Annotated in this window: 12 protein-coding genes, 1 tRNA gene and 1 other RNA gene; 11 read left to right on the top strand and 3 right to left on the bottom strand. The window is 68.2% G+C overall.

The genetic code is table 11. The features are described from left to right. From FA740_RS11970 to FA740_RS11950, 6 genes are all read left to right on the top strand, one after another. Positions 1-390, top strand: a 390-nt coding sequence (locus FA740_RS11970) for a transposase (RefSeq protein ID WP_136857002.1), incomplete at its 5' end; no start/stop codon positions are given. 2 nt (positions 391-392) lie between these two features. After that, the gene (locus FA740_RS20085) at positions 393-881 is read left to right on the top strand and encodes a hypothetical protein (protein ID WP_246053610.1); all 489 of its coding nucleotides are present in this window, start codon (positions 393-395) and stop codon (positions 879-881) included. Between the two features lie 84 nt (positions 882-965). After that, on the top strand, positions 966-1376 hold the full coding sequence (locus FA740_RS20080; RefSeq protein ID WP_246053609.1) for a DNA cytosine methyltransferase: 411 nt from the start codon (positions 966-968) through the stop codon (positions 1374-1376). 251 nt (positions 1377-1627) lie between these two features. Further along, positions 1628-2185: a hypothetical protein gene (locus tag FA740_RS11960; RefSeq protein WP_136857001.1), complete on the top strand. Its 558-nt coding sequence runs from the start codon at positions 1628-1630 to the stop codon at positions 2183-2185. A 169-nt stretch (positions 2186-2354) separates the two neighbouring features. Further along, positions 2355-2597, top strand: coding sequence for a helix-turn-helix domain-containing protein (locus FA740_RS11955; RefSeq protein WP_246053608.1), 243 nt, complete (start codon positions 2355-2357; stop codon positions 2595-2597). After that, complete coding sequence (locus FA740_RS11950; RefSeq protein WP_136857000.1) at positions 2564-3610, top strand: tyrosine-type recombinase/integrase; 1047 nt, start codon at positions 2564-2566, stop codon at positions 3608-3610. Before FA740_RS11955 ends, FA740_RS11950 begins: the two co-directional genes overlap by 34 nt. Before the next feature lie 86 nt (positions 3611-3696). Here the strand turns inward: FA740_RS11950 and FA740_RS11945 are convergent. Further along, a tRNA-Glu gene (locus tag FA740_RS11945) sits at positions 3697-3771 on the bottom strand. Between the two features lie 112 nt (positions 3772-3883). Next, entirely contained in the window at positions 3884-4813 is a 930-nt protein-coding gene (locus FA740_RS11940; RefSeq protein ID WP_169306289.1) for an AEC family transporter, read from the bottom strand. A 73-nt stretch (positions 4814-4886) separates the two neighbouring features. On the opposite strand from FA740_RS11940, the gene gatC reads away from it, so the two are divergent. From gatC to rnpB, 5 genes are all read left to right on the top strand, one after another. Continuing rightward, positions 4887-5174, top strand: a complete 288-nt coding sequence (gene gatC, locus FA740_RS11935) for an Asp-tRNA(Asn)/Glu-tRNA(Gln) amidotransferase subunit GatC (RefSeq protein ID WP_136856998.1) — start codon at positions 4887-4889, stop codon at positions 5172-5174. Continuing rightward, entirely contained in the window at positions 5171-6655 is a 1485-nt protein-coding gene (gene gatA / locus FA740_RS11930; protein WP_136856997.1) for an Asp-tRNA(Asn)/Glu-tRNA(Gln) amidotransferase subunit GatA, read from the top strand. The genes gatC and gatA overlap by 4 nt, the downstream gene beginning before the upstream one ends. A 29-nt stretch (positions 6656-6684) precedes the next feature. Beyond that, positions 6685-6951, top strand: coding sequence for a hypothetical protein (locus FA740_RS20075; protein ID WP_246053607.1), 267 nt, complete (start codon positions 6685-6687; stop codon positions 6949-6951). Between the two features lie 7 nt (positions 6952-6958). Further along, positions 6959-7645, top strand: coding sequence for an N-acetylmuramoyl-L-alanine amidase (locus FA740_RS11925; RefSeq protein WP_246053606.1), 687 nt, complete (start codon positions 6959-6961; stop codon positions 7643-7645). Between the two features lie 33 nt (positions 7646-7678). Beyond that, positions 7679-8053: RNase P RNA component class A (rnpB, locus tag FA740_RS11920), an RNA gene on the top strand. 1 nt (position 8054) lies between these two features. Here the strand turns inward: rnpB and FA740_RS19720 are convergent. Continuing rightward, positions 8055-8504: a hypothetical protein gene (locus FA740_RS19720; RefSeq protein WP_169306288.1), complete on the bottom strand. Its 450-nt coding sequence runs from the start codon at positions 8502-8504 to the stop codon at positions 8055-8057. Between the last annotated feature and the right edge of the window lie 86 nt (positions 8505-8590).

The raw sequence follows: 8590 nt of genomic DNA, 5'->3' as shown, positions 1-8590 counted from the left end.
CAGGTCCCGAACGACGAAGACATCGGCACCGTGACCGCGGATGGCGCCTACGACACCCGCCGCTGCCACAGCGCCATCATCGCGCGCGGTGGCACCGCGATCATCCCGATCCGCAAGAACGGCCGCCTGTGGAAGGAAGACTGCCCGGCCGCCCGGGCGCGCAACGAAACCCTGCGCGCCACGCGTCACTACGGCCGAGCGTTCTGGAAGCGATGGACGGGATACCACACCCGCAGCCGCGCCGAGGCCAGGATGCGGTGCCTCAAGTCCTTCGGTGAGCGCATCTCCACAAGGGACCCCGACCGTCAGACCGCCGAAATCCATATCCGCGTCGCGCTCATGAACCGCTTCAACGCCCTCGGCACCGCCGAGATCGTCCGCGTGGCCTGACGATGAAGGGGGAAGGGGCAGTCACGCATCAGGCCGCCTTTCTGCAACAACGCCCGTTCTATGGCCACGGCGATTCGCGAGGGAAGCGCGCTGCGGATCTGGCCGAGCCGCTTCGGACGGTGACGGTCGAGAACCGCCACGCTGTGATCGCCCCGGTGCTGACCTATGCCCAACAGGGCGGCGGCAACCGGGCAGCGACCGACCCGCACCACACCACCTGCGCCAGCAAGAAGGACCAGAACAGCCTGATCGCCGCAATCATGGTGCAGACCGGCTATGGCGAGCGCGCGGGCCAGCAGCCCCGTGCGCTGGAAGTGGCCGCGCCACTCGGCACGGTGGTCGCGGGCGGCGCCAAGCATGCGCCCGTGGCGGCGTTCCTGGCGCAGCAGAACGGCGGGCCGCGCATGGAAGCCCATGCCGGGCACGACGCGCGCGATCCGCTGTCGACTGTCGCCGCCTCGGGCAGCCATCAGACCCCGGTCGCGGCCTAGTTCGCGAAATACTACAGCACCGGCGACGGAGCCCGGACCGACGAGCCCTGCCAAACCGTCACGGTCAAGGACCGCATGGGCCACATGCAGGCCGCACTGGCAGCCCCGCCCTTCGCGCCCGAGCATCACGCCCGGGCCCGCGCCGTGGCCGAGTTCCTGCGCGCGCACGATGCCTGGGACGGGGGCGAGTTCGTCACCCTGACGATCGGCGGCGCGTCCAATGTCGTGATCGACATCGGCATACGGATGCTGACCCCGCGCGAGTTGTTCCGCGCTCAGGGCTTCCCGACGGATTATGTCATCGAGGGGGTCTGGGACGGCCTCGACACCGACAGCCCGAACTGGCGGCCCTTCGCCAGGGACGTCCAGGTCAGCTGCTGCGGAAACAAGGTCTGCCCGCCTCTGGCGGAGGCGCTGGTCGCGGCCAACTGCACGCACCTGCGGATCGAGGAACAAGGCGGCCACGCTGCCGAAGCGATGGAGATGGACGCATAACGGTCGCATGGCACCAGGAATATCCGAACAGCCGCATCTTGGCCCGATCGGGCCAGATCGACATCGGCGCGGTGTTCCCGCTTCTTGGGAAGATCCAGAGCCGCAACCCTTGGGCATGGCGTCTGTGGGTCAACGGACGGTCAAGGCCGACCGAGGGCGCGCCAAGACTGAAGAAGCCGCCCGCGATACTTTGAAGGCGGCATGGCAGGCGTTCTTGACCGCCGCAGATCTCAAACAAGTAGACGGCGACCATGACCGTTAATCCGACCCGCCCGACATCTGCCAAGCCGCTGTCCAAGGCGATCTCCGGTCGCGGTCGCGCGAAGGCTCTGGCCGCAGGCCTCATGTTCGCGGACCTGCCCGATCAGACGCGCCCGGCGCCCGAGCATGAGCGGCGCGGCGAGGACTTCTATCCGACCGGGCAGCCCGAGGCGATCCGCCCGCTGTTCGCCTATGACGGCCAGAGGATTCGGGATTGCCGGAAAGTATGGGAACCTGCCTGTGGCGACGGCGCGCTGGTGCGCGAGATCCGCGCCTTGGGCGTGCGCTGCATCGCCAGCGACCGGATCGACCGGGGCTGCCCAGACAGCAGCGTTGCCGACTTCTACACCGCGCGTCGCAGCCCGGCCAGGGCGATCATCACCAACCCGCCCTTCTGCGAGATCAGCAGCAAAGGCCGCGGCCGCTGGCTGCGTCACACGCTCGAATTGACCGGATGGGATTATCTGGCGCTGCTGCTGTCATGGGATTGGCCCGCAGGCCGGACGAACGGCCTGGGCGCGCTATTGGACGAGCATCCGTTCAGCTAGTGCTACCTCGTGCGCTGGAAGCTGGACTTCACCGGAGAGGGCAACCCGGCACAGCCAACGCCTGGTTCGTTTGGGACCGGCGCGACCCGCGCGGCCCTGCCCACCCCAAGCCATACCCCGACTTCCGGTTCATGGACCGGACCGACCCACGACAGGAGGTGCTGATCTGATGGCCCGCCACGCTTTCGCATTCACGCCTAGGCTGTTGCCAGCCGCCAAGGCGGCCGCCTATTTGGGCATCAGCGAAAGCACCCTGCGATCTCTCAACCTTCCCCGCCGCATACTCGGCGGCAAGAGGCTTTATGATGTCTTGGCGCTTGACCAGTACGCCGACGCTCTGACTGTGGAAGGCGAAGAGACAACACCAGAGGCCAACACATGCCGCGGCAAATTCGGGCGGCGGGCGTCGTGACGCTCAAGCACCTGCAGACCATCCACAAGGGCGGGAAGGTCTATCATTATCTACGCGCCCCCGGCGCAAAGCGGCAGCGCCTACCGGACCTGCCGATCGACAGCACCCCATTCCTGGCCGCCTACGCGGCAGCTCTGACAGTGGTCGAGGTCAAGACCAAAGCCGCGCCGGGAACCATCGCACAGATGATCGAGGGATACCTGTCCAGCCGCGATCACTTGGACAGGTCGGATTCGTATCGACGCACGATCAGGCGCCATGCGGAAGCCATCAAGGAGCAGGCCGAAGACGCCCTGGCCGCGCACTCGACGACCGAAGACATCGCTGACGATCTGGAGCCGCTGGCACCGAACGCCGCCGCCGACCGGCTGAAGACGTGGCGCGCCATCTGCGCCTACGGCAAGACGAAGCGGCTGCTGACTGTCGATCCATCCCTCGCTGCACGTCGGAAGGCCATTCCGAAGTCCATCGGCCATCCGGCATGGACTGACGCTGACATCGAGCGCTATCGCGCGCGGTGGCCTGTGGGCACGGTCCAGAGGCTGACGTTTGAGCTGATCTTCTGGACCGGCGCACGGATCAGCGATGCCGTGCTGATCGAACCAGGAATGGTCGGCCGTGACGGGGTGCTGCAGTTCAGCCAGCAGAAGACTGGCGAGCCGGCCTTCGTGCCCTGGACCTGCCAGCCACCAGCCTATGCGATGCGCATGCTGAAGGATCGCCAGCTGCTGCACATGGCGTTGGAGGCCCGGTCGGAAAAGCACATGACGTTCTTGGCCACAGCCCAGGGAAGGACACGATCCTCGAAGGCCTTGGGACATCTCCTGTCAGAAGCGGCCGGTGCTGCGAAGGTTGAGAAATCAGCCCATGGGCTTCGGAAAGCGCGCGCGAAGTCGCTGGCCGAGGCTGGCGCGACGGTTCACCAGATCGCAGCCTGGACCGGTCACATCACGCTGGAAGAGGTGGAGCATTATACCCGTGAGCAAACCGACGGGCGGCAGCGCGCGGGGTAGAACAATCCGAGAAAACTGGAAACCAGTGACGCAGTTCCTGTAAACTGTGACTTAGATCACTGACTTCTTTGGTAATTTAGGAAGAGTGGCAGCCCGTAGGGGAGTCGAACCCCTCTTTTCAGGTTGAAAACCTGACGTCCTAACCGATAGACGAACGGGCCACTTTCTGTCGCTGCCAGTCTTCCCTGGCGGCGTGAGGCGGTGTTTAGGCAAAGCCGCCAAAGGCTGCAAGCCAAAAAAACACGTGCGCGCGAAAAAAAATGCGCGGACCCGTCAGACGCCAAGAAAGCCAGCGAAAATAAGCCACAAGGGCAAGGTCGCGGCCGCCAGGACCGTCTGCCAGGTAAAGATCGCGGCAAAGAAATCAGCGTCTCCGCCCATCTGCCGCGCCAGGATGTAGCCGACCGGCGCCCCCGGCGCCGCCGTCGCCAGCACCCCCGACGCGACTTGGCCCGCAGGCAGGCCCAGGGTCAGCGCGGCGATCACGAACACCACCGGGCAGAACGCCAGCCGCAGCCAGACCCCCATCCACAGCGCCGCGTCGCGTTGCCACAGATGGGCGGGACGGATGCCCGCCCCGACCGCCAGCAGGCCCACCGCCAGCGCCCCCTGCCCCAGCCAGTCCAGCGGCGACAGCAGCCAGCCCGGCAACGCCAGCCCCGACAGGTTCAGCGCCAGCCCCGCCAGACAGGACAGCACCATCGGGTTGCGGCCGATCTCGGCGCCGATGCGGGCGGCGGTGCCCGAGGGGCGCGGCCCGTCGGACCACAGCGTCAGCGCCACGATGGCCGAGATGTTGAAGGCCGGGATCAGAAAGGCGAAGGCCACCGCCAGATCGCCCAAGGCGCCTCCGCCGAAGGCCTGCGCGGCCACCGCCAGGATCAGCAGCGAGTTGAACCGCAGCGCGCCCTGAAACAGCGAGCTGGCGCGCGGCCCCGGCTCGGCACGCCGCCGCGCCAGGATCAGCGCGACCGCCCCCGTCGCGACAAAGGCCACCAACAGCGCCGCCAGATAGGGCCCAAGCCGCCCCAGGGACAGGTCCGAGCGATAGATCGAGGTCAGCAGGATCGCGGGGAACAGCACACGGTATCCCAGCTGTTCGATCCCCGGCCAGCTGGCGGCGGGGATCAGCCCGCCGCGCCGCGCCAGATGGCCCAGCACCACCAGCGCGATCACGGGAAGGACGGACAGGGCTGCGGACATGGAACCTCCGGGCCGTGCGTCTTGCGGCCTTTCGCGCGGGGTTGTAGACCCGCGACCAACGAAAGGAAACGTCATGTCGATCACCGAGGATCAGGCCCGCAAGGTCGCCCATCTGGCGCGCATCGCGGTCGATGATGCCGCCCTGCCCGCCCTGGCGCGCGATCTGTCCGGCATCCTGCATTTCATGGACCAGCTGAACGAGGTCGATGTCGAGGGCATCGAGCCGATGACCGGCGTCACCCCCATGCGCCTGAAGCGGCGCGAGGATGTGGTGACCTCGGGGGGCATGGCCGACAAGATCCTGTCGAACGCCCCCGACGCCCGCGAGGGCTTCTTTGCCGTGCCGAAGGTGGTGGAATGACGAACGTGAACCGACTGACCATTGCCGAGGCGCGCGACGCGCTGGCCCGGGGCGACCTAACCTCGGTCGAGCTGACGGACGCCTGCCTGGGCGCGATCGACGCCGCCGGCGCGCTGAACGCGTTCGTGCATCACACGCCCGACATGGCCCGCGACATGGCGCGCGCTGCCGATGCCCGCATCAAGGCGGGCGACGCGGCCCCGATGACCGGCATTCCGGTCGGCATCAAGGACGTGTTCTGCGTGCGTGGCGTGCCCAGCCAGGCGGGCAGCCGCATCCTGCAGGGCTTCACCCCCGAATACGAATCGACCGTGACGCAGAATCTGTGGAACGCGGGCGCGGTGATGCTGGGCAAGCTGAACCAGGACGAATTCGCGATGGGGTCGACCAACGAATCCAGCTGCTACGGCCCCGCCGTGAACCCCTGGCGCGGGCCCGACGGCGCGCAGTTGACGCCGGGCGGCAGCTCTGGCGGGTCCGCTGCCGCGGTGGCCGCCGATCTGTGCTTGGGCGCGACCGGCACCGACACCGGCGGCTCGATCCGCCAGCCCGCGGCCTTCACCGGGACGGTGGGGCTGAAGCCCACCTATGGCCGGGTCAGCCGGTGGGGCGTGATCGCCTATGCCTCCAGCCTGGATCAGGCGGGGCCGATGACGCGCACCGTGCGTGACGCGGCGATCATGCTGGGCGCGATGGCGTCGGCCGACCCGCAGGACAGCACCTGCGCCGACCTGCCGGTCCCCGATTTCGAGGCCGCGCTGACCGGCGACATCCGCGGCAAGCGCATCGGCATCCCGCGCGAATACCGCGTGGACGGCATGCCCGACGCCATCGACGCCCTGTGGCGCCAGGGGGCCGAGATGCTGCGCGATGCGGGCGCCGAGATCGTCGATATCAGCCTGCCGCATACGAAATACGCCCTGCCCGCCTATTACGTGATCGCCCCGGCCGAGGCCTCGTCGAACCTGGCCCGCTATGACGGCGTGCGCTACGGCCATCGCGCGACCCTGGGTTCGGGCGACGGCATCACCCAGATGTACGAGAACACCCGCGCTCAAGGCTTTGGCCCCGAGGTCCAGCGCCGCGTGATGATCGGCACCTATGTGCTGTCGGCGGGCTTCTACGACGCCTATTACAACCGCGCCCGCCGCGTCCGCGCGCTGATCAAGCGCGACTTCGACCAGGCTTTTGCGGCTGGCATCGATTCGATCCTGGCGCCCGCGACGCCCTCGGCGGCCTTCCCCTTGGGGTCGGGCGACAAGGGTGATCCGGTGCAGATGTATCTCAACGACGTCTTCACGGTGACGCTGAACCTGGCGGGCCTGCCCGGCATCGCGGTCCCGGTGGGACAGGACGCGCAGGGCCTGCCTCTGGGCCTGCAGCTGATCGGCCGCCCCTTCGAAGAGGGCGATCTGTTGAACCAGGCCCAGGTGCTGGAGGCTGCCGCAGGATTTGTGGCCAAGCCGGATCGCTGGTGGTAACGTCCGCGAAACGGATCAAGGGAGGCATCATGCGCGGCTGGTGGATGATCGGGGTGCTGGCGCTGGCCGGATGCGGGGAACACCGGGGCTGGAACCCGAACTATCAGTTCGGGGCCGACCGCTATGGCCAATACCTCACCGCGCGCGAGGCCGCGCTGGTCACCGGCACCACCCCCGCGGCGACCATCCCCATCGCTCTGCCGGTCCACGCGCCCACAGGCGCACGGATCGCAGGCGCCGACCCGGTGCCCGTCCCGGCGACGATGGGCCTGCGCGTCAACCGCCCCGCCCCCTGAGGCGACCGTGACCGACTGGCCCAGCCCGAATCACGGCGACCGCCGGGGGCAGGTTCCGTCCCTGATCGTCATCCACTACACCGGCATGGCGGATGCAGCGCAGGCCCGCGCCCGCCTGTGCGACCCGAGGGCAGAGGTCAGCGCCCATTGGCTGATCGACCCGGATGGCACGACCGAACAGCTGGTCTGCGAAACCCGCCGTGCCTGGCACGCGGGCGCGGGCCGCTGGCAGGGCGCGGACGACATCAACAGCCGCTCCATCGGGATCGAGCTGGCCAATCCCGGCGACCGCCCCTTTCCCGCGCCCCAGATGGCCGCGCTGCGCCGCCTGCTGCGCGCCGCCATGGCGCGCTGGTCCATCCCGCCTGCGCATGTCATCGCCCATTCCGACCTGGCGCCGGGCCGCAAGATCGACCCCGGCCCCCGCTTCGATTGGGAGGGACTGGCCCGCGACCAGCTGGCCCTGTTCGCCCGCCCCGAACCGACCGCCCCCGCGCCCCCGCTGGCCCCCAGCCTGACCACGCTCGGCTACCCGGACCATCCCGCGCGACTCGATGCCTTCCGCCTGCGCCACCGCCCCTGGGCCACAGGCCCCGAAACGCCAGCCGACCGCCAGACCGCCGCCCGGCTTCTTCTTCATGAAAATATCCCGGGGGAGTCGCGCTTGCGCGACGGGGGCGGAGCCCCCTCTTGACGCCCGGCCATCGCACAAGCATACGGACCACGCGCGGAGGGCTGGATGACCGCGGCGGGGCGACCCGTCGAGGAAAGTCCGGACTCCATGAGGCAATGGTGCCGGGTAACGCCCGGCGGGGGCAACCCCAGGGACAGCGCCACAGAGAACAGACCGCCCATCCCCGGATGGGTAAGGGTGAAACGGTGGGGTAAGAGCCCACCGGGGGGCTGGTAACAGCGCCCGCATGGCAAGCCCCACCAGGAGCAATGCCGAATAGGGATCGCGCGCGGAGCAATCCGCAGGGCCGCCTTGCCCCAGCAGATCCGGGTAGGCAGCTAGATCCGGCCGGTAACGGCCGGACCAGAGGAATGGTCATCCAGCCGCGCAAGCGGTGGACAAAATCCGGCTTACAGGCCCTCCGCGCAACTCAGGCCTTCTTGCCGCCCTTGCCCCGCGCCTCCGTGGCGGTGGCGATCGCCTTGGCGGCCTCGCCCTGCATCTTCTGGGTAAAGGCGACCATCTGCGCCGCATAGGTCTCGCTCCAGTCGGCAAAGGCGTTGCCGCCCGATCCGCCGGTCGCGGACATGGCCTTGGTGCGCATCTCCTCTCCCTGCTTCTGCATGGTCGCGAACTGATCCTCCCAGGTCTTCTGCATCTGCTGCCACTGGGCCTGCATGGTCTCGCTGGCGCCCTCCATCTGGGCCATCAGGCGGGCATTCACCTCCTGCTGCTGCTGCATGGCCTGGGCCTGCCACTGGCGGGCCTGCTCCATCGCCTCCTCCTGGCCCTTGGCCATGGCGGCCTGCCATTCGGTCAGCCGCTCCTGGAACTGGCGGGCATTGTCGGTCAGCGTCTTCAGCATGTCGGGCAGTATCATCACGGCTCCTCCCAAGGCTATGGGGCCATGAGAAAGGCCCCCGGATGCAAGCCTGCGTCCGGGGGCCCTGTTTGTCAAACGCGGGC

This window comes from Paracoccus hibiscisoli, from assembly GCF_005048265.1.
Classification (GTDB): Bacteria; Pseudomonadota; Alphaproteobacteria; order Rhodobacterales; family Rhodobacteraceae; genus Paracoccus; species Paracoccus hibiscisoli.
The sequence above is the reverse complement of the archived record's forward strand: the minus strand, read 5'-3'. Positions and strand labels throughout refer to the sequence as shown.

Coding starts and splice junctions, on each gene's coding strand:
- FA740_RS20085 (WP_246053610.1), top strand. CDS start 393: ATGAAGGGGGAAGGGGCAGTCACGCATCAGGCCGCCTTTCTGCAACAA.
- FA740_RS20080 (WP_246053609.1), top strand. CDS start 966: ATGCAGGCCGCACTGGCAGCCCCGCCCTTCGCGCCCGAGCATCACGCC.
- FA740_RS11960 (WP_136857001.1), top strand. CDS start 1,628: ATGACCGTTAATCCGACCCGCCCGACATCTGCCAAGCCGCTGTCCAAG.
- FA740_RS11955 (WP_246053608.1), top strand. CDS start 2,355: ATGGCCCGCCACGCTTTCGCATTCACGCCTAGGCTGTTGCCAGCCGCC.
- FA740_RS11950 (WP_136857000.1), top strand. CDS start 2,564: ATGCCGCGGCAAATTCGGGCGGCGGGCGTCGTGACGCTCAAGCACCTG.
- FA740_RS11940 (WP_169306289.1), bottom strand. CDS start 4,813: ATGTCCGCAGCCCTGTCCGTCCTTCCCGTGATCGCGCTGGTGGTGCTG.
- gatC (WP_136856998.1), top strand. CDS start 4,887: ATGTCGATCACCGAGGATCAGGCCCGCAAGGTCGCCCATCTGGCGCGC.
- gatA (WP_136856997.1), top strand. CDS start 5,171: ATGACGAACGTGAACCGACTGACCATTGCCGAGGCGCGCGACGCGCTG.
- FA740_RS20075 (WP_246053607.1), top strand. CDS start 6,685: ATGCGCGGCTGGTGGATGATCGGGGTGCTGGCGCTGGCCGGATGCGGG.
- FA740_RS19720 (WP_169306288.1), bottom strand. CDS start 8,504: ATGATACTGCCCGACATGCTGAAGACGCTGACCGACAATGCCCGCCAG.